At 67.7% G+C, this 25370-nt stretch carries 25 protein-coding genes; 8 read left to right on the top strand and 17 right to left on the bottom strand.

Going from position 1 to position 25370, the window contains the following annotated elements:
• Positions 1-461: 461 nt before the first annotated feature.
• The 9 genes from SOM39_RS17610 to SOM39_RS17570 form a co-directional block, all read right to left on the bottom strand.
• Positions 462-1460 carry a symmetrical bis(5'-nucleosyl)-tetraphosphatase gene (locus SOM39_RS17610; protein ID WP_320459115.1) on the bottom strand — a complete coding sequence of 333 codons (999 nt, stop codon included), beginning with the start codon at positions 1458-1460 and terminating at the stop codon, positions 462-464.
• 13 nt (positions 1461-1473) lie between these two features.
• Positions 1474-1857: a Co2+/Mg2+ efflux protein ApaG gene (gene apaG / locus SOM39_RS17605; RefSeq protein ID WP_068849328.1), complete on the bottom strand. Its 384-nt coding sequence runs from the start codon at positions 1855-1857 to the stop codon at positions 1474-1476.
• Positions 1858-1878: 21 nt separating this feature from the next.
• Entirely contained in the window at positions 1879-2694 is an 816-nt protein-coding gene (gene rsmA / locus SOM39_RS17600) for a 16S rRNA (adenine(1518)-N(6)/adenine(1519)-N(6))-dimethyltransferase RsmA (RefSeq protein ID WP_068849330.1), read from the bottom strand.
• On the bottom strand, positions 2691-3671 hold the full coding sequence (gene pdxA, locus SOM39_RS17595) for a 4-hydroxythreonine-4-phosphate dehydrogenase PdxA (protein ID WP_320459114.1): 981 nt from the start codon (positions 3669-3671) through the stop codon (positions 2691-2693). The genes rsmA and pdxA overlap by 4 nt, the downstream gene beginning before the upstream one ends.
• A gap of 10 nt (positions 3672-3681) precedes the next feature.
• Positions 3682-5040: a peptidylprolyl isomerase gene (locus SOM39_RS17590; protein ID WP_320459113.1), complete on the bottom strand. Its 1359-nt coding sequence runs from the start codon at positions 5038-5040 to the stop codon at positions 3682-3684.
• Complete coding sequence (gene lptD / locus SOM39_RS17585) at positions 5037-7496, bottom strand: LPS-assembly protein LptD (protein ID WP_320459112.1); 2460 nt, start codon at positions 7494-7496, stop codon at positions 5037-5039. The genes SOM39_RS17590 and lptD overlap by 4 nt, the downstream gene beginning before the upstream one ends.
• 96 nt (positions 7497-7592) lie before the next feature.
• On the bottom strand, positions 7593-8504 hold the full coding sequence (locus tag SOM39_RS17580) for a histone deacetylase family protein (RefSeq protein ID WP_093532931.1): 912 nt from the start codon (positions 8502-8504) through the stop codon (positions 7593-7595).
• 28 nt (positions 8505-8532) lie between these two features.
• Positions 8533-9087 (bottom strand): cob(I)yrinic acid a,c-diamide adenosyltransferase, encoded by a 555-nt coding sequence (locus SOM39_RS17575; protein WP_093532930.1) that lies wholly within the window; start codon positions 9085-9087, stop codon positions 8533-8535.
• A gap of 11 nt (positions 9088-9098) precedes the next feature.
• Positions 9099-9683, bottom strand: a complete 585-nt coding sequence (locus tag SOM39_RS17570) for a hypothetical protein (RefSeq protein ID WP_320459111.1) — start codon at positions 9681-9683, stop codon at positions 9099-9101.
• An 85-nt stretch (positions 9684-9768) separates the two neighbouring features.
• Between SOM39_RS17570 and ubiH the strand changes: the two genes are divergently transcribed.
• The 4 genes from ubiH to SOM39_RS17550 all read left to right on the top strand — a co-directional run bounded on the left by ubiH (position 9769) and on the right by SOM39_RS17550 (position 13158).
• A complete protein-coding gene (gene ubiH / locus SOM39_RS17565) occupies positions 9769-10974 on the top strand; it encodes a 2-octaprenyl-6-methoxyphenyl hydroxylase (protein WP_320459110.1) in 1206 nt (401 codons plus the stop codon).
• Positions 10971-12146, top strand: a complete 1176-nt coding sequence (locus tag SOM39_RS17560) for a UbiH/UbiF family hydroxylase (protein ID WP_320459109.1) — start codon at positions 10971-10973, stop codon at positions 12144-12146. Before ubiH ends, SOM39_RS17560 begins: the two co-directional genes overlap by 4 nt.
• A gap of 116 nt (positions 12147-12262) precedes the next feature.
• Positions 12263-12577, top strand: coding sequence for a hypothetical protein (locus tag SOM39_RS17555; protein ID WP_320459108.1), 315 nt, complete (start codon positions 12263-12265; stop codon positions 12575-12577).
• A gap of 155 nt (positions 12578-12732) precedes the next feature.
• Positions 12733-13158: a hypothetical protein gene (locus SOM39_RS17550; RefSeq protein WP_093532926.1), complete on the top strand. Its 426-nt coding sequence runs from the start codon at positions 12733-12735 to the stop codon at positions 13156-13158.
• A 39-nt stretch (positions 13159-13197) separates the two neighbouring features.
• Here SOM39_RS17550 and rlmM read toward each other — a convergent pair whose 3' ends face one another.
• From rlmM to SOM39_RS17535, 3 genes are read right to left on the bottom strand one after another with little or no spacing between them, the layout of a single operon-like run.
• On the bottom strand, positions 13198-14244 hold the full coding sequence (gene rlmM, locus SOM39_RS17545; protein ID WP_217537059.1) for a 23S rRNA (cytidine(2498)-2'-O)-methyltransferase RlmM: 1047 nt from the start codon (positions 14242-14244) through the stop codon (positions 13198-13200).
• Positions 14245-14268: 24 nt separating this feature from the next.
• A complete protein-coding gene (locus tag SOM39_RS17540) occupies positions 14269-14829 on the bottom strand; it encodes a nucleoside deaminase (protein ID WP_068849352.1) in 561 nt (186 codons plus the stop codon).
• A gap of 28 nt (positions 14830-14857) precedes the next feature.
• Positions 14858-16606, bottom strand: a complete 1749-nt coding sequence (locus SOM39_RS17535; protein ID WP_320459107.1) for a glutamine--tRNA ligase/YqeY domain fusion protein — start codon at positions 16604-16606, stop codon at positions 14858-14860.
• A 290-nt stretch (positions 16607-16896) separates the two neighbouring features.
• On the opposite strand from SOM39_RS17535, the gene SOM39_RS17530 reads away from it, so the two are divergent.
• Positions 16897-17163: a DUF2007 domain-containing protein gene (locus SOM39_RS17530; protein ID WP_068849355.1), complete on the top strand. Its 267-nt coding sequence runs from the start codon at positions 16897-16899 to the stop codon at positions 17161-17163.
• 30 nt (positions 17164-17193) lie between these two features.
• Positions 17194-17844 carry a peptide-methionine (S)-S-oxide reductase MsrA gene (gene msrA, locus SOM39_RS17525; protein WP_320459145.1) on the top strand — a complete coding sequence of 217 codons (651 nt, stop codon included), beginning with the start codon at positions 17194-17196 and terminating at the stop codon, positions 17842-17844.
• Positions 17845-18252: 408 nt separating this feature from the next.
• Here msrA and SOM39_RS17520 read toward each other — a convergent pair whose 3' ends face one another.
• From SOM39_RS17520 to ahpC, 5 genes are all read right to left on the bottom strand, one after another.
• Positions 18253-19215 carry a transaldolase gene (locus tag SOM39_RS17520; RefSeq protein WP_320459106.1) on the bottom strand — a complete coding sequence of 321 codons (963 nt, stop codon included), beginning with the start codon at positions 19213-19215 and terminating at the stop codon, positions 18253-18255.
• Positions 19216-19266: 51 nt separating this feature from the next.
• The gene (gene rnk, locus SOM39_RS17515) at positions 19267-19671 is read right to left on the bottom strand and encodes a nucleoside diphosphate kinase regulator (RefSeq protein ID WP_068849359.1); all 405 of its coding nucleotides are present in this window, start codon (positions 19669-19671) and stop codon (positions 19267-19269) included.
• 136 nt (positions 19672-19807) lie between these two features.
• Positions 19808-20764 (bottom strand): LysR substrate-binding domain-containing protein, encoded by a 957-nt coding sequence (locus SOM39_RS17510; RefSeq protein ID WP_068849361.1) that lies wholly within the window; start codon positions 20762-20764, stop codon positions 19808-19810.
• Positions 20765-20856: 92 nt separating this feature from the next.
• Complete coding sequence (gene ahpF / locus SOM39_RS17505; RefSeq protein WP_093532920.1) at positions 20857-22449, bottom strand: alkyl hydroperoxide reductase subunit F; 1593 nt, start codon at positions 22447-22449, stop codon at positions 20857-20859.
• 151 nt (positions 22450-22600) lie between these two features.
• A complete protein-coding gene (ahpC, locus tag SOM39_RS17500; RefSeq protein WP_068849365.1) occupies positions 22601-23164 on the bottom strand; it encodes an alkyl hydroperoxide reductase subunit C in 564 nt (187 codons plus the stop codon).
• A gap of 342 nt (positions 23165-23506) precedes the next feature.
• Between ahpC and prmC the strand changes: the two genes are divergently transcribed.
• Together prmC and pip are read left to right on the top strand one after the other, a co-directional pair.
• Positions 23507-24364: a peptide chain release factor N(5)-glutamine methyltransferase gene (gene prmC / locus SOM39_RS17495; protein ID WP_320459105.1), complete on the top strand. Its 858-nt coding sequence runs from the start codon at positions 23507-23509 to the stop codon at positions 24362-24364.
• A 34-nt stretch (positions 24365-24398) separates the two neighbouring features.
• Entirely contained in the window at positions 24399-25343 is a 945-nt protein-coding gene (gene pip / locus SOM39_RS17490; RefSeq protein WP_068849368.1) for a prolyl aminopeptidase, read from the top strand.
• Positions 25344-25370 lie beyond the last annotated feature (27 nt).

Here is a 25370-nt window from a genome sequence, read left to right as displayed (position 1 = left end):
GCAACAGCCTTCGCCTGCGAGGGTGTCTGGCTTGGCCGGCGCCGGTGGGTTTGCGGGAGACGCCGCAAGTACGTCCCTGTAGGCTCGTTCGCGCCATCCATGGCGCTCTACGCTCCCGCAAACCCACCGCCGCCAGCCTTTGACAGTTGGCAGGTGACCACAGAAAAAGCGACCACTGCGCACTGCGCTGGACGTTGGTTTTCCCCAGGCCACCAACCAACCGTCAATGGGTCGGCGGGGGCGGGGGTACGGGGGCTTTGCGAAACATGGATGTTTCGCAAGAGCCCCCAAGGGTGAAGGCGCACTGCTTGCGAGGCACTGCCTCGCGTGCGACTGAACGCACAGCCGCTGGCGGCTGGGCCGGACCCCGGAGGGGGGTTTACGGCGCCCCCCGTACCCCCGCCACCGCCGGCCCAGCGCAGATACGTTCGCAGACCAGGGCTTTGGCTTTGGCCTTGGCGTTACGCGGTAGTCGGCGTACCGTCGCCCGCACTCCCAGCTGGCTCACGCGCACGACGTGGCTGCTGTTGCTGTTGATTCTGGCGCTGCCCACGCGGCGGCCGACCATTGCCGTTGTTGCCCGAATTACCTTCGCCGGCCGGACGCCGTGCCTGCGGACGCGGCGGTGCAACCGGCTTGGGCACATCGCGGCCCGGCACCTGCACCACGCGCAGTTCTTCGGTATCCAACTGCAGTGCCGTGAGCTTGCCGCCCCATACTGCGCCGGTATCGATCGCATGCACGCCCTGGGTGATCGTCAGGCCCAGCGCCGACCAGTGACCGCACACGATCTTCAGATCGCGCTCGACCCGGCCCGGTACCTCGAACCAGGGATACAGCCCCTGCTCCTGCGTGCCCGGCGTGCCCTTGTCCTCGATCCCGATCCGCCCGCGGGGCGTGCAGTAGCGCATGCGTGTAAGCAGGTTGATGATCGCCCGCGAACGGTCGTAACCGGCCAGCCCGGGCGACCAGCCCGGCTTGTCGCCGTACATGTTGCGGAACAGCTTGCGGTAGCCGCTGCCGTGCAGCTGCACCTCCACCTCGCGTGCGTGCTTCTCGGCCAGCTGCGTGGTCCACTTCGGGGCCAGGCCCGCGTGCACCATCATCCAGCCCAGCTCACGGTCCACGTGCACCAGCTTCTGCAGGCGCAGCCATTCCAAGAGTACGTCGCGGTCCTCGGCCTGCACGATCCGCAGCAGGTCCGGATTGACCTTGCGCTGCTCTTCCTCGGTGCGCGCACCGACGGCCAGCAACGACAGATCATGGTTGCCCAGCACCACCACGCTCTGATCGCGCAGCGAATGCACCAGCCGCAGCGTTTCCAGCGACTGGCCGCCCCGGTTGACCAGGTCGCCACAGAACCACAGTTTGTCCACCGCCGGGTCGAAGCGGATTTTCTCCAGCAGACGCTGGGTGACGTCGTAACAGCCCTGCAGGTCGCCGATGGCCCAGACACTCATGCGTGCGCCTCCATCAGTGCAGCGTGCGCGGAATGGTCAACACGAAGGGCGCGATCGGGGCGGCGAACTCGGTGCCATCGTCGGCCACCATGTCGTAATGCCCCTGCATCGTGCCGTGTTCGGTTTCCAGCATGACACCGGAGGTGTAACGGAAGTCTTCACCCGGGCGCAGCCGCGGCTGCTCGCCGATTACCCCATCGCCGTCCACGTGCTCCACCCGACCGTTACCGTCGGTGATCCGCCAGTGGCGGGCCACCAGCCGCGCGGCCACGCGGCCGGCGTTATGGATGCGGATCGTGTAGGCAAACGCAAAACGCCCGTCCTCGGGCGTGGACTGGTCATCGAGGAAGCGCGGGGCGACCTCGACCGAGATCGCATAGTGTGCAGCGTCGTTCATGCAGGCAGTTTAGAGGGAGTTTCAATCTTCCGCGCGCGGCACGTTCGCCAACGCGATGAACTGCGCCACTTCGAGCTGCTCGGCGCGCGCGTCGCTGCGCACCCCGGCCGCTTCGAACTGCTCGGGCGTCACCACCCCATTCAGTGCGTTGCGCAGCGTCTTGCGGCGCTGGCCGAAGGCGGCACGAACCACGTCCGCGAAGCGACGGCGGTCGATGATGCCCACCGTGTCGGGATCGCGCGGCACCAGCCGGACCACGGCCGAATCGACCTTCGGCGGCGGACGGAACGCGCCCGGCGGCACCACGAACAGCGAGGTCACCTTGCACCACGCCTGCAGCATCACGCTGAGCCGGCCGTAGACCTTGCTGCCGGGCGCAGCGGCCATGCGGTCCACCACTTCCTTCTGCAGCATGAAGTGCATGTCGCGGATCGCCGCCGCATGGTCCATCGCGTGGAACAGGATCGGTGACGAGATGTTGTAGGGCAGGTTGCCTACCAGCCGGATCTGGCCGTCGCCGGCCAGTTCGGTGAAGTTCACCTGCAGCACGTCGCGGTGGATGATGGTGAGTTCGCCCAGCGGCTCAGCGGCGGCGGTCAACGGCGCGATCAGGTCGCGATCGAATTCGATCACTGTCAGGCGCGGGTGGCGGCGCAGCAACGGCAGGGTGATGGCGCCCTGGCCCGGGCCGATCTCGACCAGGCGGTCGTCGTCTTTCGGGTTGACCGCCAGGACGATCTTGTCGATGTAAGTGCGATCGGCCAGGAAGTGCTGGCCCAGCTGCTTTTTGGCCGGCGCGGTAAACCCGGCGGCCGAGGGGGAATGCGGGGAAGTCATGGCACCAGTGTACGTTGGCGCGCCAGCCGGGCACACCACTGCGTGGCGGCGAGCAGGCTGGACGGGTCGGCGGTGCCGCGCCCGGCCAGGTCCAGCGCGGTGCCGTGGTCAACCGCTACGCGCGGGTAGGGCAGGCCCAGAGTGATGTTCACTGCGTGCTCGAAACCGCTGTACTTGAGCACCGGCAGGCCCTGGTCGTGGTACATCGCCAGCACCGTGTCGAACCCGGCCAGCTTCTGCGGCAGGAAGGCGGTATCGGCCGGCAGCGGGCCGATCAGGTCCATCCCTTCAGCGCGCAGCCGCGCGAGCAGCGGAATCACCAGGTCCAGTTCTTCACGGCCCAGGTGCCCGTCTTCGCCCGCATGCGGGTTCAGTCCGAGCACGGCGATCCGCGGCGCGGCAATGCCGAATGCCCCACGGAGCGCACCGTGCACGATCCGCAGCGTACGCGCCAGGCCGTCCGCAGTGATCGCATCGGCCACCGCGCGGAGCGGCAGGTGGGTGGTGGCCAGCGCCACCCGGACGATGTCGTTGGCCAGCATCATCACCACCTCCACCCCGGCCTGGTCGGCCAGCAGTTCGGTGGTGCCGCTGTAGGCGATCCCGCCCTGGTTGATGACCGCCTTGTGCACCGGCCCGGTGACTACCCCGTGCAGGTGGCCGTCCAGGCAGGCCTGGCCGGCCTGCAGCAGGGCGCCGATCACCGCGCCGGCGTTGGCCGGGTCGGCCTGGCCGAAGCGTGAGGGGGCCGCATTGCGGACCTCGCGCAACGGCAGATCGCCCGGCTGGCGGGCGATGGCATCTTCAGGAAGCAGGTTCAATGGCAGCGACAGCGCCGCTGCGGCCGCCCGCAAGGTATCCGGGTCGGCGAAGCCCAGCAGCCGGCAATCGGTGCGCGGCTGCTGGATCAGGCGAAGACAGAGTTCAGGACCGATCCCGGCGGGCTCGCCCGGTACCAGAGCGAGCTGCGGGATCATGGCCAGTGCCTCAGGGCTTGGTCGCGGCCGGGGCCGGGGCCGGAGCAGTGGCCGGGGCCGCTGCCGGGGTGCGCAGGTCCACGTAGGCTTCGCCGCGCAGTTCCTGCAGGTAGCGGTTGTACTCTTCTTCCAGCTTGCGGCGGCCGATCGTCTCGCGGATCTGGGCGCGCTTGTTGTCGGTGCCCGAATCGGTCTGGCGGGTCGCCACGCGCTGCACGATGTGCCAGCCAGCGTCGGTGCGGAACGGCTGGCTGACGCCACCGTCGCTCAGGCCGGTGACCTGCTTGCCGAAGTCCGGGCCGAACGCGTCAGCCGGGAACCAGCCCAGATCGCCGCCCTGGCCCTTGCTGTTGGTGTCCTCGGACGAGGCCTTGGCTTCGGCCTCGAAGTCGGCGCCGCCGGCGATGCGTGCACGGATCGAGTCGATCTTGGCCTTGGCGGTGGCGTTGTCCTGCTGGTCGTTGACCCGGATCAGGATGTGCCGGCCGTGGTATTCGGTGATGGTCTGGCCGGTGGTGGCGGCACTGGCGTCGCGCACTTCCACCAGCTTGAGCAGCTGGAAACCGCTCGGGCCGCGCAGCGGACCGACAACGTCGCCGGCCTTCATGCCGCTCATCATCTTCGCGAACGCGCCGGGAATCTCATCCAGGGAACGCCAGCCCAGGTCGCCGCCTTCCAGCGCGTTGGGGCTGTCCGAGTACCGGACGGCAGCCGCGTTGAAGTCCAGCTCGCCCTTGTCCAGCAGGCCCTTCACGCCGTCGACCTTCTGCTGGCCGGTGGCGATCTGCTCGGCGGTTGCGCCTTCGGGTAGGGCGATCAGGATGTGGGCCAGGTGGTACTGGGTGCCTGCGGTGGCTTCCTGCTTCAGCGCGGCATCCACTTCACCCTCGCTGACGCTGATGCGGCTCTGGGCGAAACTCTGGCGCAGGCGCTGCACGGTGATTTCATCGCGGACCGAGCTGCGGAAGTCGTTGAAATCCACGCCATCGGCGGCCAGGCGCTGGCGCAGGGCGTCCAGGTTGGAACCGTTCTGCTGGGCAATCGCGTTCAGGGCCTGGTTGAGCTCCTGGTCGCTGACCTTGATGCCACTGCCTTCGGCGCGCGTGACCTGCAGCTTGACCAGCACCAGGCGCTCGAGCACCTGGCGGCTGAGCACGTCATCCGGCGGCAGCTGGCCTTCGCGGCCGGCGTACTGGGCCTTGATGTTCACGATGGCGCGGTCCAGCTCGCTCTGCAGCACGACATCCTCGTCGACGATGGCGGCGATGCGGTCCAGCGACTGGCTCTGCTGGGCCAGCACCTGCAGCGGCGCGGAAACGGTGCTGACCGCGATCAGGGAGGCGAGTAGGACGGGGAAGGTCTTGGTCATGGGATCAGATTGGGATCGTAGTCTTCGCGCGTGGGGGCGCCCGTGTTGGCGGGCGGCACGAGATAGAGGTCGTCTCGGTAGTACCCGAGAATAGCACGGCGCAAAGTGCGGTCCGTGTTCTGGCCGATGGAGCTCAGGCCCTTCAGCACGAACTCGATCTGGAAGGAATTGTTCAGCTCACCTTCGCGGTTGCGCACGTAACGGCGGGCCAGTGCGCGGACCGCCAGGCAGCAGCTGTCCCATTGCACGCCGCCGATGATTTCCAGCGGCGCCTTGTCTTCGATGGAGTAGTAATAGCGCCCCACCAGGCTCCAGGTCTGGTTGATCGGGTACAGGAAGGACAGGTCCACCTGTTCCAGCAGGGTGCGTTCTTCCTTGGTCGCCGTCGCCGGGGCGGCCGTGTTGAGACGGTGGCGGTAGGTCAGGTTGACGATGCCGTCGTTGGACATCAGGTAGCGCGCGCGCACGCTGGCCAGGTCCTCGCGCTTGTACTTGGGATCCCACTGGTAGGTGGCGCCCAGGTTCCAACGGTCGTTGATGGCGTAATTGGTATCGGCGATCCAGGCCGACTTGCCCTGTTCCACCTGCGAGGTGGTGCCGGGCAGGGTCACCCGGGAATCGTCGAAATACAGGATCTGGCCGATGCTGGCGGAGAAGCGCTCGCGGCCGGTTTCCTGGTTGATGAAGCGGGTACTCAGCGCCATGGTCAGCTGGTTGGCGTCGTTCTGGCGGTCCGCACCGGTGTAGCGCGAATCGCGGAACAGCTGGCCCCAGCTGAAGGTGAAGTCGCGCGTATCGAAGATCGGCAGATCGCTCTGGTCGCGGTAGGGCGTGCGCAGGTAGAACAGGCGCGGTTCCAGCGTGTGCAGGTACGAGGTGCCGCCGATGGTGGTCTCGCGGTCGAAGAACATGCCTGCGTCGAGACTGGCGATGGGCACGCCGCGGTGCGGCGAGGTGTTGCCACGCAGCTGGTCGGGAGTGAGCGTGCCCAGATCGACCTTTGCGTCGGTCAACGCCTGCAGTCGGGTCTGGTCAGCCAGTCCACGGTCCAGCTCATACCCGGTGTAGCGGTACGCCAAGGTCGGGGTGACATACCAGGACGCGCCGGCGAACGGGAAGGTCACGTAAGGCTTTACATCCAGCCGCGAACCGTTGAAGTACGGGGTGACCACGCCATTGTGGACGAATTCGCCATCAGGCAGCTGGGTCTTCTGGTCGACGTCGTCATGGGTGAAGTGCACCGCCTCGGCGTACACCCCCACTTCCAGCCATGGCAGCAGCGGCTTGTCCCAGGTGGCGAACAGGCGCGGCTGGCGGGAGTAGGGCAGCGACGCGTCGGTCAGCGTGTAATCGGTGTTCTGCCAGTAGTCGGCCATCAGCCCGGCCGTCCAGTTCTCACCGGTACCGTAGATGCCGACCTGGCTCTGCAGGCTCGAGGTGGTCACCCCCAGCAGCTTGCTGGAGAAGTCCTCGGTGTACCGCTCGTCACTGACCCAGGCGATGTTGGCGCGGGCCTGCCAGTGCGGGTCGATGTTGTGGTAACCCTGGTATTCGACCTGGCCGCGGTCGCGGTCGCGCAGCTTGTCATTGGGCAGGTAGGCGGTCTGCAGTTCGCCACGGCCGCCGTCGTACAGATAGCGGAACTCGTTGTCGAGCATCAGGCCGCGCTTGCTCATGTAGCGCGGGGTCAGGGTGTCGTCGTAGTTCGGCGCCAGGTTGAAGTAGATCGGCTGGGCATAGTCGAAGCCGTTGCGGCCGGACATGCCCAGCTGCGGGTAGAGCAGGCCGGTCTGGCGGCGGTCGTCGATCGGGAACTTGAAGTACGGCGCCCACAGCACCGGCACGTTGCCGATGCGCAGCACCGCGTTGCGGGCGGTGCCGAAGCCTTCGTCATTGTCCACGTCGATCTGCGGCGCCGACAGTTTCCACACCGGCTGCGAGGGGTCGCAGGTGGTATAGGTCGAGCGGTGCATCTGGCCCACCGAACCCTGCAGGTCGATCGAGTCTGCGCCGCCATGGCCGCGCCGGTCCACCAGCTGGTACTGGATGTCGCTGATCTTGTGGGTGTCCGATTCCTGGTTGCCTTCGGCGCGCTTGGCCGTCATCCGGATCGACGAATCCTGGTAGCGCACATTGCCTTCGGCGATGTAGTTGCCACTTTCGGTGTCGAAGCTCAGGTGGTCGGTGCCCAGGAACTGGTCGCCACGCTTCAGCGCCACGTTGCCCTGGTATTGCGGCACGGTGCTGGTACCGGTAAGCGCGTCGCCTTCGATATCGGTGGGTTGCTGGTCGCGGGTTTCGGCCGCGGCCTTGTCCGCCACAGGGGCGTCCTGGAAGGCGGGCAGGACATCGGTCACCGGGCACAGGCCCCAGTTCACCGGTTTGTCGTCGGCCATGGCCGGCAGGCAGATGGCGATGCTCAGGGGGAGAGGCAGCAGGCGGAGGGCTCGGCGCACGCGGGATTCGGATTCGGACGAAAACGGATCGTAGCTTGCCCCATCCCTTGCATAGGGGCAATGAAGGCTTGCTGCAGCCAAGGGTTCAGGTTCATCTCACAGCAGCGCGCCTACGTGCGCGACGGAGCATTCGGCAAGCGCCTGCAGGTCGTATCCGCCCTCCAGCATGGAGACCATGCGGCCGCCGCCATGGCGACGGGCCAGCCGGCGGAGCTCGGCGGTGATCCAGGCGAAATCCTCGGTTTCCAGCATCAGGTCGGCCTGCGGGTCGCGCAGGTGGGCATCGAAACCGGCCGAGACCAGCAGCAGCTGCGGGCGGAAATCGTCGATGGCCGGCAGCATCTCGTCGGCCCAGGTGTTGCGGAAGCGGAAGCTGCCGCTGCCCGGTGGCAGCAGGATGTTGAGCAGGTTGCCCGCGCCACGGTCGCGGCGCAGGCCCGAGTTGGGGAACAGCCCGGCCTGGTGGGTGCTGTAGTAGGCCACGCGCGGGTCGGCCACGAAGATGTCCTGGGTGCCGTTGCCGTGGTGGACGTCGAAATCGACCACCGCGATCCGCTCCAGCCCATAGCGGTCGCGCGCGTACGCGGCCGCGATGGCGATGTTGTTGAAGAGGCAGAACCCCATCGCCGTGGTCGCGGTGGCGTGGTGGCCGGGCGGGCGCACCGCGCAGAACGCCACCGGATCCCCGCCCAGCATCACGGCATCCACCGCAGCCACGCCGGCGCCGGCGGCATGCAGGGCGGCGCTGGCCGAACCGGGCGAGGTCATCGTGTCCATGTCGATCAGGCGCAGCGGTTCGGTCTGTGGTGCCAGCACCAGGTCGATCAGCGCGCTGTCGTGCACGCGCGCCAGTTCGCCGAACTTGGCCGGCGGCGCCTGGCGCCAGTCCAGCTGGTCGGGGTAGGTGGCACGCAGGGCATCGAGCACCACCTGCAGGCGTTCGGGGCATTCGGGGTGGCCGCGCCCGGGATCGTGTTGCAGACAGGCGGGATGGGTGAAAACCAGCATGCGGACGGGGTTCCGGAGCGGGGGCGGCTCAGCCGTGGCGGCGGGTATGCTGCCAGAGGACCTCGCCGTGGCCGTCGGCGCGGGCGAGCACGCGGGCCAGCACGAACAGCAGGTCCGACAGCCGGTTGAGGTAATGCAGCGCTTCGGCGCGCACCGGCTCCTGGCGGGCCAGGGTGACGGTTTCGCGCTCGGCGCGGCGCACGATGGTGCGGGTCAGGTGGCAGCGTGCGGCGGCTTCGCCGCCACCGGGCAGGATGAATTCCTTCAACGCGGGCAGGTCGGCGTTGTAGTGGTCCAGGTGGCGCTCCAGCGCCGCCACGTCGCCCGCCTGGATTGCCGCATGGCCGGGAATGCACAGCTCGCCGCCCAGGTCGAACAGCTGGTGTTGCACGGTGGTGAGCAGGGCGCGCACGTCATCGGGCAGCGCCACCGCCAGCAGCACGCCGAGCGCCGAATTGGCCTCGTCCACGCTGCCGAAGGCGTTGACCCGTGCCGCATCCTTGGCCACCCGGCTGCCGTCGCCCAGGCCGGTGCTGCCGTCATCGCCAGTGCGGGTGTAGATGCGCGACAGCCGGTTGCCCATGCGTGCCGGGCTCAGTGCAGCGCGTCGCGGCGGGCGTGCAGCAGCTTGACCACCTGTTCGGTGGCCAGCTGCAGCGCGGCGGCCAGGCCGACGTAGATCGCGGCGGTGCGCAGGTAGGGCAGGAACCAGTCCGCATAGTTGCGTGCCCAGCCCTGCAGCGTGGGGGCGGCGACCACGTCGCTGGTCCAGTAGAAGCCGCTCTGCGCGAACAGGTGGCACACCGCCACCGCCGCCAGCAGCAGCACGCAGCCCTTGGCCAGCGCGGTCCAGTCCGCGCCGTGGTAGCCCTGGCGCAGCAGCGCGCCACCGGCCCACATCGCGAAGTAGGCCGGCACCAGCAGTGCGGTCCCCGGCGAGACGCAGTAGTGCTGCCAGTAGCCGATGCCGCTGGCGCGGATCACCAGCACATCGATCACGATCGCCAGCACCATCAGCAGCGGGAAGGCCCAGCGCGTCCAGCTGCGCAGGTGGAAGCCTGCAATGAAGAACACCGCCCACGACGCGTCGGGGATCGCCGCGAAGTGATTGACCCGGGTCGCCGCCATCAGCAGCACGAGCACGAACAGGATGAAGGCGCGTTGGGCGGTAGGGGTCATGGGGGCAGGCGTCGGGAGTCCAGCGTTCATTCTAGCGCCTGCCGCCACGGGGCGTAGCCGGGCCGCACGCACTATCATGGGCGGCATGAGTGAACGTCATGACGTAGTGATCGTGGGCGGCGGCCTGGTCGGCGCCAGCCTGGCCATCGCCCTGGACCGGGCCGGACGCGATGTCGGGCTGGTCGAGATCGCGCCGCCCGGCGCGCTGCCGCCGGTGTTCGACCAGCGCAACCTCAGTTTTGCCGCCGCCACGGTCAACGCCCTGACCGCCTTGGGGGTGATGCCGTTGCTGGGCTCGGCGGTGGGGCCGATCACCCGCATCCAGGTCACCCGCGCCGGTGATTTCGGCCGGGTCCAGATGGACGCTGCGCAGTACGATCGCCCGTGGTTCGGCCAGGTGGTGGTGGCGCGCGATTTCGGCCAGGCACTGGAAACCCGCCTGCAGGGCCTGCGCCGCCTCACCCGGTACCGGCCGGCGCGGTTCGTGCGGCTGGGCGCCACGGTCGATGGCTGCCGCGAAGTGGTGATCGCCGACGATGCCGGTGAGCGCACCCTGCTGGCGCGGCTGGTGGTGGGCGCCGATGGCACCCGCAGCGGCGTGCGCGAAGCGCTGGGCATCGGGGTGGACGAACATGATTTCCAGCAGACCCTGTTCGTGGCCCGCGTCCGCTCGGCGCGCGCGCCGGACGGCACCGCGTTCGAACGCTTTACCGATACAGGCCCGACCGCCCTGCTGCCGCGGGGCGACCGCCATTACGGGGCGGTGCACGGCGTGGCCCGCGACCAGGCCGATGCCGTGCTGGCACTCGACGACGCGGCCTGGCTGGCGCGCCTGCAGCAGGCCATCGGCTGGCGCGCCGGGCGGCTGCTGGAAAGCGGCGCGCGCAGTGCCTACCCGCTGGTGCAGGTGTTGGCGCAGGGACTGGTGGGCGAGCGCGCGGTGCTGCTGGGCAATGCGGCGCAGACCATCCATCCGCTGGGCGCGCAGGGCTTCAACCTGGGCCTGCGCGACGCGCTGACCCTGGCCGAGCTGATCGAAACGGCCGACGACGTGGGCAGCGATGCGCTGCTGCAGGCGCATGTCGCGCGCCGTGAAGAGGATCGCCGCCAGACCATCGCCTTCTCCGGCGGACTGGCACGGCTGACCAGCAATCCCGCGCCGTTGATGCGCCCGCTGCGCAGTCTCGGGCTGCTGGCAGCGCAGGCGACCTCGATGCAGTCGATGCTGGTCGGCGGTGCCATGGGCTTCCGCGGCGAGGTCCCGGCGTTGTGCCGGGGAGCCGGCGCATGAGCCGGCGCGCGCGCGATGTGATCGTGGTGGGCGGCGGCGTGGTGGGCGCCGCCTGCGCGCTGGCGCTGGCCGATGCCGGGCTGGAGGTCACCCTGGTCGAAGGCCGCGAACCGCCAGCGTGGCAGCCGCAGCAGCCGGACCTGCGGGTGTATGCGTTCGCGCCGGACAACGCGCAGCTGCTGCGTACGCTCGGCGTATGGCCGGCGGTGCTGGCCGCGCGCGCCTGCGCGTACCGGCGCATGCGGGTCTGGGACGCCGCCGGCGGTGAGGAACTGCAGTTCGATGCCGACCGCCTGGGCCGTGAGCAGCTGGGCTGGATCGTGGAAAACGACCTGCTGGTGGACCGGCTGTGGGCGGCCCTGCCGGCGGCGGGTGTGCAGCTGTGCTGCCCGGCACGGGTGGAAGGGCTCGAACAGGATGCCGACGGCGTGCGCGTGCGGCTGGAGGACGGGCGCCGGCTGGACGCCGCGCTGGCCATCGCCGCCGACGGCGCGGACTCGACCCTGCGCCGCCTGGCCGGCGTGCAGGTCAGCCGCCAGGAGTACGCCCAGCGCGGCGTGGTCGCCTACATCGATACCGAACAGGACAACCAGGCCACGGCCTGGCAGCGCTTCCTGACCACCGGGCCGCTGGCAGTGCTGCCGGCCGGCACGCACCGCAGCTCCATCGTGTGGACGCTCCCCGATGCGGAGGCCGAACGCGTGCTGGGGCTGGACGAGGCCACCTTCAACGCCGAGCTGACCCGCGCCTTCGGCGCCCGGCTGGGCGCGATGACCCTGGCCTCGCGGCGCGCCGCCTTCCCGCTGCGCCGCCAGCTGGCCAGTGCCTACGTGGCAGGCCGCGTGCTGGCGCTGGGCGATGCCGCGCATGTGGTGCATCCGCTGGCCGGGCAGGGCGTGAACCTGGGCCTGCGCGATGTGGCGGCGCTGCATGCCACGGTGCTGCGTGCGCAGCAGCGACGCCAGGACTGGGCTTCGCCCGACCGCCTGCAGCGCTGGGCGCGCGAACGCCGCAGCGAGAACACAGTGTCGGCTTATGGCTTTGACGCGATCAACACCATTTTCTCCAACGACGAGATGCATTTGACGCTGGCGCGTGGTTGCGCGCTGGGCAGCGTGGGCCGCCTGCCGCCACTGGTGTCGGCACTGTGGAAGCGCGCGGCGGGGCTGTAGGTTCCGGGGGATCGAAATCTGGAAGTGGGCTGGGCTGCCACTGCGCAGACTGCGGCGCGGCTGGCGCTGTCCGGCCTCGACAGCGCGTCGCGCTTCCCATCTTCCGGAACTCCCCCATGGCACTTTCGCCCCTTGATCGTCCCCAGCAGCCTTCGTCGGCGAACCGCATGTGCGGCCGCACTCCGCGAGGCGTCTCTGGCAGCCTCGGCGTGCAGCTCACCACCATACACAACCGTGGTGTGGCGTCGAAGCCGCTGCGTGACATCCCGGAGGTCCGCGCGGTCGGCGGTGAGGTCCACACGGTGGCGGCCGTGCGGCAGGACGACGTCGATCGCGACAGTTGCCAGTACTTCGTGAAGCTGTTGCTGTCCCACAAGCAGGGTATCCCGGTCGAGCAGTGCCTCGCGTTGAACCGGCGTCGCCAGGGTTGATGCGTGCGGCAGCAAGGCCCACGCGTTGGCGCGACGAGCCCGGGATGATTGATTCTTGAAAGTGGGTGGCCCCTGCGTTTCAGCAGACTGAACGGGTCTGGAGGCGTTCCACCGTAACGGGTGCGGCGCGTCGCTCCCTTTCCCGAGGAAGAATCATGAGCATTGCCGAGGTTCTCAACCAGCTTTTCCGGCCGGCGTCGTTCAACGCTGAAAAGACCGTGCGCGCGATCGTTGCCCATCCCGAGGCGGCCGCCAGGGATTTCAATGGACTGATCACGCACATCAACAACAGGTGCCACCAGTACGGCATCGGCTGCCGGGGCGAGGATGGCCTTCGGGCGCAGGTGAACCTGGACAAATTTGCCCGCTCCAAGGGCGCCGCCGCGCCGACCGAGGGCCAGGCCAAGCTCCTGCTGAACAGCCTCAAATCCCTGCAGCGCGACCTCGAGCGCCAGCGTGGTCCGGCCCGGTTGGCCTCCGGAGCCCATGACAGCTGGAACAATGACCGCCTGAATCAGTTGAACAAAGCGCTGGAACTGACCCGCAGCCTGCAGCACTTCCGGGGGCCCGCCAAGGGCTGAGCCCTCCTCAGCGCAGCAGCCAGCGCTGCCGCGCGTCCTTCATCGCCCGGTCCAGGCCAGCACCGTGATTTCCTCACGGTCGTGGTAGAGCTGCTTGGCGCGCACGGTGAGCGGTCGCCCGGCCTGCGCTTCGAACAGCTCCAGGCACAGCCGGGTTTCGTCCCAGCGCTTCTTCATCGGCAGCTTGAGGTTGAAGATCGCGTGCCGGCACCAGCCCTCGCGGAACCAGGTGGCCATGCGCTCGGCCACGCGGCGCGGCTGCTCGACCATGTCGCAGACCATCCAGTCCAGCGGCGCCTCGGGCTGCCAGTGGAACCCATCGGCGCGCAGGTGTTCGACCAGGCCGGTTTCCAGCACGTGCTCGCGCAGCGGGCCGTTGTCCACGCTGATCACGTGCATGTGCTGGCGGGTGAGCACCCAGGTCCAGCCGCCGGGGGCGGCGCCCAGATCGGCCGAGCGCATGCCGGGCTTGACCAGCTGCTCGCGCTCTTCAGGGCTCATCAGGGTCAGCAGCGCTTCGTCCAGCTTCAGCGCCGAGCGCGACGGCGCGTCGGGCAGCAGCTTCAGGCGCGGAATGCCCAGTGCCCAGGGAGCGCTGTCGCGGGTATCGGCCACGCAGACAAATGCATGGCGACCGTCAACAAACACGACATGCAGGCGTGGCAGGCTGGTGTTGGGCTTGTCGGTGAGCAGGCCGGCCTTGCGCAGCGCCGGGCGCAGGGCATTGCCGAAGGCGCGGGCCAGGCCGGCCAGCGGCTTGCCTTCGTCCGAATCGGGATGTTCCACCCACATGTCGCCGAAGCGTTGCTGGCCGTCCAGCGCGGCCAGGATCGGGGTGATCCGGTCGGTTGGATCCAGCTCGCGCAGTTCGGCCAGCACTACCAGCTTCTGGCGGGCGAAGATCAGCGAACGCCAGGGCAACGCTTTGGATAGCGCGGCGCCCTCGTCGGTGGCGAACAGCACGTAGCCATCGTTGCGCTGGGTACGGGCGTAACCGGCAATGTTGGCGTAGGCGGCACGCTCGGCAAGTTCACCGGCCAGTTCGGGCTCGAAACCCTGCCGGCACAGGCACAGCAGGCCACTCATCGACGCACGCCCATGGCGTGGGTATCAGTAATGCGCACCGTTGATCTCCCCGTACTGGCGCAGCACTGCGCGTGCCGCGTCGCGTTCGATGTCGCGCACGACCTCGATGCCGCGCTTGTTGAGTTCGCCGATCCAGTCGGCCGGCAGCGGACCTTCATCGAACGGGGTCAGTTCTTCCACATCCTGCGCGCTGGCGCCGATCAGCAGCCGGTCGATGCCGGCCCAGATGGTGGCGCCGTAGCACTGGCAGCACGGCTGCGAGGAGGTGGCCAGGGTGATCGGCGACAGCACGTCGTTCAGGCGCGGGCTCTGCAGGCGCTGCTGGGCGAGCATGTAAGCCATGTTCTCGGCATGCGCCAGCGAGGTGCTGTGCGGCACCACGCGGTTGACGCCGGCCGCGATGACGCGGTCGTCCGGACCAAACACCACGGCGCCGAACGGGCCACCGGTTTCCGCCTCGACGTTCAGCCGCGACAGTTCGATCGCCAGGGCGACCTTGGCGGCATCGCCGGGATACGCACGGGCCAGGTCGATCTGGTCGTGGATCCAGGCGGGCAGGGTGAGGTGGACTTGCGCGTACAGCATGGGACAAACCTTTCGAATGCGGTGGGGCTTACGCCGACCAGGTGTCGCGCAGGGTGACGCTGCGGTTGAACACGGGGGCGGCGGCGGTGTGGTCGCGGCGGTCGGCGACGAAGTAGCCGGTGCGCTCGAACTGGAACGACTGTTCAGGCGCGGCGGTGGCCGCGGCCGGTTCGACGTAGCCGGTGACGGTGCGGCGCGACTCGGGGTTGAGGTAGTCGCGGTAGGTCTTGCCTTCGGACTCATCGTCCGGGTTGGGCACCGAGAACAGGCGGTCGTACAGGCGGATTTCGGCCGGCACGGCGTGCACGGCGCTGACCCAGTGGATGGTGCCCTTGACCTTGCGGTTGGCGCCTTCCATGCCGGGACGCGATTCGGGATCCAGCCAGCCGCGCAGTTCGGTGATGGTGCCGTCGGCATCCTTGATCACTTCATCGCAGCGGATGATGCCGGCGCCGCGCAGGCGCACTTCGCCACCGGGCACCAGGCGCTTCCAGCCCTTGGGCGGCACCTCGGCGAAGTCTTCGCGCTCGATCCACAGTTCGCGCGCGAACGGCACGTCGCGGGTCCCGAAGGCGTCGTCCTTGGGGTGGTTGGAGAAGGTCAGCGTTTCGGCATGGCCCTCGGGCAGGTTGGTCAGCACCAGCTTGACCGGGTCGACCACGGCCATGCGGCGCGCGGCGGCACTGTCGAGGTCTTCGCGCAGCGCGCCTTCGAGCACGCTGAAATCGATCATCGAGTTCTGCTTGCTGATGCCCACGCGTTCGGCGAACAGGCGCATCGCGGCCGGGGTGTAGCCACGGCGGCGCAGGCCCTGCAGGGTCGGCATGCGCGGGTCTTCCCAGCCATCGACGAGCTGTTCGGTGACCAGCGCCATCAGCTTGCGCTTGCTCATCACGGTGTAGTTGATGTTCAAACGCGAGAATTCGATCTGGCGCGGCTTGGCAGCTTCGCGCGGCAGGCCGCGTTCGACCAGCGGCGCGGTCAGCGCATCGTCATGGGCGAAGTCGACGTTGTCCACGCACCAGTCGTACAGCGGGCGGTGGTCTTCGAATTCCAGGGTGCACAGCGAGTGGGTGATGCCTTCGATGGAATCGCCCAGGGCATGGGCGAAGTCGTACATCGGGTAGATCGGCCAGGCGTTGCCGGTGTTCTGGTGCTCGACGTGCTTGATGCGGTACAGCGCGGGATCGCGCAGGTTGATGTTGCCGCTGGCCATGTCGATCCTGGCGCGCACGGTGCGCGCGCCGTCGGGGAACTCACCGGCGCGCATGCGGCGGAACAGGTCCAGGTTTTCGTCCACGCTGCGGTCGCGCCAGGGCGAGGGGCGGCCGGGTTCGGTCAGGGTGCCGCGGTAGGCGCGCACTTCCTCGGCCGACAGGTCGCAGACATAGGCCTTGCCGTCGCGGATCAGCTTTTCGGCGGCCAGGTAGTAGGCGTCGAAGTAATCGGAGGCATGCCGCAGTTCGTTCCAGGTGAAGCCCAGCCAGCGCACGTCATCCTGGATGGCGGCCACGTACTCGGGGTCTTCCTTGGCCGGGTTGGTATCGTCGAAGCGCAGGTTGCAGACGCCGGCGAACTCACCGGCGATGCCGAAGTTCAGGCAGATCGACTTGGCATGGCCGATGTGCAGGTAGCCGTTGGGCTCGGGCGGGAAGCGCGTCTTGATCGCGGCATGCTTGCCGGCGGCCAGGTCCTCGCGGACGATCTGACGGATGAAATCCCGCTTTTCGTGGGTTTCCGGAAGGGCGTCGGTAGGGGCGGCAGTAGGCTCGGACATGATGCGCAGGCAGAAGGCAGAAAGATTGCCAGTCTAACGCGTCCCCCCGGGACGCGTTAGACGGTAGGTGCCGACCGTTGGTCGGGGTACGCGCCATCGCATGCGCGCTGTCGCCCCAAGGATTGCTGCGCAAACCTTGGGCCCCTTCTCACCAGCACCCATACCCCCGCCGCTTCGCGGCCGCCCCCTGACTCAGGGGGCTAGCACCCAGACCGGTCCCGGCAAAGCCCCGGCCCACGTGTTCATGCCGACCGCGTATGCTGGCCACGAACTCGCCCGGAGCCTGCCCCATGCACGTGATCTACCAGGCCGACAACCTGTTCGACGCCCATCTGGTCAAGCACGCGCTGGAGGCGGCCGGGATTCCGGCCTTCGTTTTCGGCGAGTCGCTGCTGGGCGGGATGGGCGAGCTGCCGCTGTTCGGGGTGCTGCGGGTCTGCGTTCCGGACCTGGCCCGCCCGGAGGCGGAGCAGATCGTGGCCGGGCTGGACTTGGGCGGGCCACAGGACGACCCCATATTCGACGGTGACGAAAGCGCCGGCCTGTTGCCGGCCTAGGAGAGCGCCATGTTGGGTATTGCCAAGGGCCTGTTGGGCATTGGAGCGTTCAAGCAGCGCCTGCCGCGCCCGGAAGAGGCGCTGCCCGGCCGCGAGCACCCGCTGCCGCTGCACAACCAGCACTACGTGAACAGCCACCCGCTGAAGGACGGCTTCGCCGGGCTGGAGCGCATCCGCTTCGCCATGGGCTGCTTCTGGGGCGCCGAGCGCAAGTTCTGGACCTTGCCGGGGGTGTATTCGACCTCGGTGGGCTATGCGGGCGGGGTGACCCCGAACCCGACCTACGAGGAAGTGTGCTCGGGCCTGACCGGGCACACCGAGATCGTGGAGGTAGTGTTCGACCCGGCGATCATCAGCCTGGGCGAGCTGCTGCAGGTGTTCTGGGAGAACCACGACCCGACCCAGGGCATGCGCCAGGGCAACGATACCGGCACCCAGTACCGTTCGGCGGTCCATGCCACGTCCCAGGCCCAGTTCGATGCGGCGTTGGCCAGCCGTGATGCCTACCAGCAGCGGCTGACCGAGGCCGGGTTGGGGGCGATCACTACCGAGATCGAATTCCCGGCGCCGGAGTACTACTACGCCGAGGACTATCACCAGCAGTATCTGGCCAAAAACCCGAATGGTTACTGCGGGATTGGTGGCACTGGGGTGAGTTGCCCGATCGGGGTTGGGGCGTAACAGCGCTTGGTTGCATTTGATGCTGGAGGTGCCGGGCATTGCCCGGCACCTTCATGCGTTCTGGCGAACAGCCGGTAGCCTGCGCATGGCCTTAGCTGGGCCGGCGGGTGCGGGTTTGCGGGACACGCCGTGAACCCATCCATGGGGGCTTGTAGAAAACATCCATGTTTTCTACAGTCCCGCAAACCCGCCCCCGCCGACCCTCGACGGTGTGTTGGGGGCCACGGTAGATCAACGGCGGTGCCGATCATTTTCATGCGTTACCGGGCGTGGTGGCGTTCCGTGCCGTCGTTCGGGAACCGACGCTACCGGTCCCAGGTCCAGCCGTTCGCGGAAACCCAAAAACAAACGGGACGGATGCAATCGCTGCATCCGTCCCGTCTTTGCGTTCGAGAACGCAGGAACTGCTTACAGCCGTTCGCGAATCGTCTGGCGCAGCGCTTCAAGGTCCTTGGCGAATGCGTCGATGCCGGCGGCCAGCTTCTCGGTGGCCATCGGGTCGGCGGCCAGGTCGGCGGCGAATGTCGCGGCGTCGATCGGGGTGACGGTGACCGCTTCGGGGGCACCCGCCACCAGCTTGCGCGGCAGCTCGCCGTGGTCGGCGTCCAGCTTTTCCAGCAGGTCCGGCGAGATGGTCAGGCGGTCGCAACCGGCCAGTGCTTCGATCTGCGCGGTGGAACGGAACGAGGCGCCCATCACCACCGTCGGCGAGCCGCGGCGCTTGAACTCGGCGTACACGCCGCGCACGAACACCACGCCCGGGTCGGCGTCGATGTTGGCCGGGGCCTGGCCGTTGGCCACGTACCAGTCCAGGATCCGGCCGACGAACGGGGAGATCAGGAACGCGCCGGCCTCGCTGCAGGCCAGCGCCTGGGTCGGGTTGAAGATCAGGGTCAGATTGCAGTCGATGCCTTCGGCCTGCAGCTGGCGGGCGGCTTCCACGCCTTCCCAGGTGGCGGCGATCTTGATCAGCACCTTGCTGCGCGGCACGCCGGCCGCTTCGTACATGGCGATGAACTGGCGCGCCTTGGTCACCGTGCTCGCCGTGTCGTGCGCCAGGTCGGCGTCGACTTCGGTGGACACACGGCCCGGCACCAGCGTGCTCAGCAGCGTGCCCACGCCCACGGTGAGGCGGTCGGCCACGGCGTGCACGACAGTTTCGCGCTCGCCCGACTGCTCACGGCCCCAGGCCAGTTCGCGCTCGATCAGTTCGGCATAGACCGGCAGGTCGAGTGCCTTCCTGACCAGCGTGGGATTGGTCGTGCAGTCGACCGGCTTCAGGCGCTTGATCGCCTCGTAATCGCCGGTATCGGCCACGACCACGGACAGGTCGCGCAGCTGCGAAAGTTTGGACGGGGTTGCGGTGCTCATTGCGGCTCCTGGAACGTTACCTGGGCCCTGCGCGGTGCGTGGCAGGGACGATCAAATCTTGGGGGCGTGGACGGCCTTCACCCGCAGGCGCAGTTTGCGGCCGCCAGGTGCATCCCAGTCCATCGACTGGCCAACGGCCAGGCCCAGCAGTGCGGTGCCCACCGGTGCGAGGATGGAGACCTTGCCCTGGTCGACATCGGCTTCGCGCGGGTACACCAGCGTCAGCTCGTGCTTGTCGCCGTGCAGCTCATCTTCGCATTCCACCCGCGAATGCATCATGACCACGCCTTCGGGCATCTGTTCCGGCGCCACGACGGTCGCACGGTTCAACTCATCGGCCAGGGCCAGCGCCGCAGGCGTCTTGGCGACGGTGGGTCCGTCGAGCATGGCCTCGAGGCGGTCCATGTCGTGACTGGAAACGGTGATGGACGGCGGCAGGCCGCTGGCGGTAGACATCTGAAACTCCTTGATTATGGAAGACCCAAGCAAAAGGCGGCGCCTGCTGGCACCGCCTTGTCCTATTGTGCTGCCTATCCGCAGAGTATGCGACCCGGGCCCGGGGCGCCCCGGCATGGCCGGTTCAGCGTGACCGTCAGGCCCGCGCCTGCAGCGGCTGCGGCCGGTCCGGGGCGCCATCGGCGGGGTCCAGCATGAACAATGCCTCCGGCAGCCGCTTGAACTGCTCGGCCAGCTGTTCCAGGAACCCGGTCATGGCCGAGCTGCGCCGCCAGGCCATCGCGATGCGCCGGCTGGGCCGGTCTTCGCCTTCGAAGTCGAGCAGACGGATGTTGTCCGAGCGCGGCACCGGCGGCTTCACCGACAGCGTCGGCAGCAGGGTGATGCCGACGTCGGCCGCGACCATCTGGCGCAGCGTCTCCAGGCTGGTGGCGCGGAATTCGGATTTCTCGTTGGCGCCGAACAGCCGGCACACCGCCAGCGCCTGGTCGCGCAGGCAGTGCCCGTCTTCAAGCAGCAGCAGCTTCTGCGAAGACAGCTCCTGCACGTCCAGGTGCAGGCGTCGCGCCAGCGGGTGCTGGCCGGAGACGGCCAGCAGGAACGGTTCCTCGAACAGGAACTCGGCGTGCAGCTGGTCGTCGTCCAGGGGCAGTGCCAACAGCGCCGCGTCCAGCCGGCCGTCGCGCAGCCGATGCAGCAGTTCGTCGCTTTTTTCTTCGACCAGCAGCAGTTCCAGCTGTGGGAACCGTCCGCGGATGTTGGGGATGACGTGCGGCAGCAGGTAGGGGCCCAGCGTGGGGAAGATGCCCAGCCGGACCGTGCCCGCTTCCGGATCGCGGCTGCGCCGCGCCGCTTCTTTCAATTGTTCGATTTCGCCCATGATCGAGCGCGCGCGCGCGGCCGCTTCCAGTCCGGCCGGGGTCAGCATCACCTTGCGCGGGGAACGCTCCACCAGCGGCAGGCCCAGCTCATCCTCGAGCTTGCGGATCTGGGTCGAGAGCGTGGGCTGGCTGACGAAGCAGGACGCCGCCGCGCGACCAAAGTGGCGATGGTCAGCCAACGCCACCAGATATTTCAGATCACGTAGGTTCATTTCCTTGTACCTCTAGACGGTAATGGACCGGGCGATGGCGTGGTTTCCCCAGCAGGTAAAAAAGGTTCCCCGCAAGCGGGGAACCGGACGTTTCAGGCAGCTTCGGCGACGGCGCCGCTGCTCTTGGGAACGGTAGTTCGGATCAGGTGGTCAAAAGCGCTCAGCGCGGCCGTCGAACCGGCGCCCATGGCGATGATGATCTGCTTGTAGGGTACGGTTGTGCAATCTCCTGCGGCGAACACGCCCGGAACACTGGTCTGGCCGCGGTCGTCAATGACCACTTCGCCGCGCGGCGACAGCGCCACCGCGTCCTTCAGCCATTCCGTATTGGGCAGCAGCCCGATCTGCACGAAGATGCCTTCCAGCTCGACCCGGTGGGCGTCGCCACCCACGCGGTCCTTGTAGACCAGGCCGTTCACCTTTTGACCATCGCCCAGTACTTCCTGGGTGAGCGCGCTTGTGATGATGGTGACATTGCCCAGGCTGCGCAGCTTCTTCTGCAGGACTTCATCGGCACGGAGTTTGTCGTCGAACTCCAGAAGGGTCACATGCGTCACGATGCCGGCCAGGTCGATCGCCGCTTCCACCCCGGAATTGCCGCCGCCGATCACCGCCACGCGCTTGCCCTTGAACAACGGACCGTCGCAGTGCGGGCAGTAGGCCACGCCCTTGTTGCGGTACTGGTCTTCGCCGGGCACGTTCATCTGGCGCCAGCGCGCACCGGTGGACAGGATTACCGAGCGCGACTTCAGCGATGCGCCGTTCTCCAGCTTGATCTCGACCAGGCCATCGTCGCCGGCCGGCACCAGGCCGCTGGCGCGCTGCAGGTTCATGATGTCCACGTCGTACTCGCGCACGTGCTGTTCCAGTGCCATGGCCAGCTTCGGGCCTTCGGTTTCCTTGACGGAGATGAAGTTCTCGATCGCCATGGTGTCCAGCACCTGGCCACCGAAACGCTCGGCTGCCACACCGGTACGGATGCCCTTGCGCGCGGCGTAGATCGCCGCAGCGGCGCCGGCCGGGCCGCCGCCGATGACCAGCACGTCGTACGGCGCCTTCGCGGCGATCTTCGCCGCATCGCGCTTGGCCGAACCGGTGTCCAGCTTGGCCACGATCTGCTCCAGGCTCATGCGGCCTTGGTCGAACACTTCGCCGTTGAGGTACACGGTGGGCACGGACATGATCTGGCGCGCTTCAACCTCGGCCGGGAACAGGCCACCGTCGATCGCCACGTGCTGGATGCGCGGGTTCAGCACCGCCGCCAGGTTGAGTGCCTGGACCACGTCCGGGCAGTTCTGGCAGGACAGCGAGAAGTAGGTCTCGAACCGGTACTCGCCTTCCAGCCCCTGTACCTGCTCGATCACCTCGGCCGTTGCCTTGGAGGGGTGGCCGCCGACCTGCAGCAGCGCCAGCACCAGCGAGGTGAATTCGTGGCCCATCGGCAGGCCGGCGAAGGCCAGGTGGATGTCCTGGCCCGGCGTGGTCAGCGCGAAGGAGGGGGTGCGCTCGGCGCCGTCGCGGCGCACGTCGAGGGTGATCTGGCTGGACAGGCTGACCAGGGTTTCCAGCAGCTCCAGCATCTCCTGCGACTTGGCGCCGTCGTCGGCGTGCGCGGTGATCTGGATCGGCCGGGTGACGCGTTCCAGGTAGGTCTTCAGCTGGGACTGGAGGTTGGCATCCAACATCGAGAAACTCCTTGATTCAGGCAAAGGAACGGCGTCGACGTACCACTACGGTACATCTGGGCGGCGTAGGGGTGAATCGAAACGGGCGCGGGCGCACCGGCTTGGATTCACCCCCACTCCCGTCGCAACGGGAATGGGGATGAGGCGTTGCTTAGATCTTGCCGACCAGGTCCAGCGACGGGGTCAGGGTCTTCTCGCCTTCCTTCCACTTGGCCGGGCACACCTGGTTCGGGTTGGCGGCGGTGAACTGGGCAGCCTTCAGCTTGCGCAGGGTCTCGGAGACGTCACGGGCGATCTCGTTGGAGTGGATCTCCAGGGTCTTGATCACGCCTTCCGGGTTGATGATGAACGTGCCGCGCAGGGCCAGGCCTTCTTCGGCAATGTGCACGCCGAAGGCGTTGGTCAGCTGGTGGGTCGGGTCGCCGACCAGCGGGAACTGGGCCTTGCCGACGGCCGGCGAGGTTTCGTGCCACACCTTGTGCGAGAAGTGGGTGTCGGTGGTGACGATGTACACCTCGGCACCGGCCTTCTGGAACTCGGCGTAATGATCGGCGGCGTCTTCAATCTCGGTCGGGCAGTTGAAGGTGAAGGCGGCCGGCATGAAGATCAGGACCGACCACTGGCCCTTCAGGGTGCTGTCCGACACCTTGATGAATTCGCCATTCTGATAGGCGTTGGCTTCGAACGGCTTGATCTGGGTGTTGATGAGCGACATCGATATTCCTCGTGGTGAAGGGGGATGGGTGAATCAGCCAACACAGAGTACCGGCTGGGTTTCGATAAGGAAAATGCATTGATTTCATCAATACGATAGACACAGTCTATCGAAACGGCCTGATTCCCGAGTGAACGCGGGCCGCTATTCATTCGTAGCCCATTGTGTGGAAAGGATTTTCATCATTTCCTCGCGCCGCGCGGTGATAGCCGCAGGTTATCCGCCCGTCGCGGTGCCTGAACCGCCTTTCAGCGTCGCGAGGTGGCTGCGACAACCGGTCGCGGCGGCCGGCCCGTGCCGCCATTGGCCTACACTGCGCCCCCACCGACGCCCAGGCCCGCCATGACCGCCACTCCACAGGAGATCCGCCAGCTGCTTGCCGCCGCCGCCCGCGTGCTGCCCGGGGTGGAAGGCCGGCACGAAGCCGAACTGCTGCTGCTGCATGTGTTGGGGCGTGAGCGCGGCTGGCTGTTCGCGCATGCCACCGACCTGCTCGACCCGCGCACGGCGGAGGCATTCGCGGCCCTGCTGCAGCGTCGCATTGCCGGTGAGCCGGTGGCCTACCTGCTGGGCCGGCGCGGCTTCTGGACCCTGGACCTGGCGGTCAGCCCGGCCACCTTGATTCCGCGCCCGGAAACCGAACGGCTGGTCGAACTGGCCCTGGAGCGGCTGCCAGAGGGCGTGCCGCTGCGGATCGCCGACCTGGGCACCGGCAGCGGTGCCATTGCGCTGGCCCTGGCCAGTGAACGCCCGCTGGCGCAGATCGTGGCCACGGACATGAGTGCCGATGCCCTCGCCGTCGCTGCAGGCAATGCCCGTCAGCATGGGCTGGCCAACGTCGCGTTCCGCCAGGGATCCTGGCATGCACCCTTGGCCGGCGAGCGCTTCGACCTGATCGCCAGCAATCCGCCGTACATCGCCAGCGACGACCCGCACCTGGCACAGGGCGACCTGCGCTTCGAACCGGCTACCGCGCTAGCCTCCGGCTACGACGGGCTGGACGACATCCGCCTGATCATCGCCGGCGCGCCCGCGCACCTGCAGCCGGGCGGTTGGCTGCTGATGGAACATGGGTGGGACCAGGGCGAAGCGATCCGCGCGCTGCTGGAGGGCGCCGGATTCGTCGAGGTGGAAACCGCGCAGGACCTGGAGCAGCGCGACCGGGTGAGCCTGGGACGGTGGCCCACCACCCAGCGGTAGAATGAGCGACCGTGATTCCACTGGAGCTCCACCCATGCGCACGCTGTACCCGGCCATCACCCCCTACGACGTTGGCAGCCTGAAGGTCGACGACCGCCACACGCTGTATTTCGAACAGTGCGGCAATCCGCAGGGCAAGCCGGTGGTGATGCTGCACGGCGGCCCCGGTGGCGGCTGCAGCGACAAGATGCGCCAGTTCCATGATCCGGCCAAGTACCGCATCATCCTGTTCGACCAGCGCGGTGCTGGCCGTTCCACCCCGCACGCCGACCTGGTGGACAACACCACCTGGGACCTGGTGGCCGACATCGAGAAGCTGCGCGAGCACCTGAAGGTAGAACGCTGGCAGGTCTTCGGCGGCAGCTGGGGTTCGACCCTGGCGCTGGCCTATGCCCAGACCCACCCGCAGCAGGTCACCGAGCTGGTGCTGCGTGGCATCTTCATGCTGCGCCGCTGGGAACTGGAATGGTTCTACCAGGAAGGCGCCAACCGCCTGTTCCCCGATGCATGGGAACACTACCTGGCGCCGATCCCGGCGGTGGAACGCCACGACCTTATTTCCGCCTTCCACCGCCGCCTCACCAGCGACGATGAAGCCACCCGCCTGGCCGCGGCCAAGGCGTGGAGCGTGTGGGAAGGGGCCACCAGCTTCCTGCACGTGGATGCCGACTTCGTGAACAGCCATGAAGACCCGCGCTTCGCGCTGGCATTCGCGCGCATCGAGAACCACTACTTCGTCAACGGCGGTTTCTTCGAGGTCGAAGAACAGCTGCTGCGCGACGCGCACCGCATCGCCGACATCCCGGGCGTGATCGTGCACGGCCGTTACGATGTGGTGTGCCCGCTGCAGAATGCGTGGGAGCTGCACAAGGCCTGGCCGAAATCCACGCTCGAGATCAGCCCGGCATCGGGCCATTCCGCGTTCGAGGCAGAGACCATCGATGCGCTGGTGCGCGCGACGGATGGTTTCGCCGCCTGATGGACGTACCACCCACGGTGGGTACCT

This window comes from Stenotrophomonas sp. CFBP8994 (genome assembly GCF_034044835.1).
GTDB lineage: Bacteria > Pseudomonadota > Gammaproteobacteria > Xanthomonadales > Xanthomonadaceae > Stenotrophomonas > Stenotrophomonas rhizophila_A.
The sequence above is the reverse complement of the archived record's forward strand: the minus strand, read 5'-3'. Positions and strand labels throughout refer to the sequence as shown.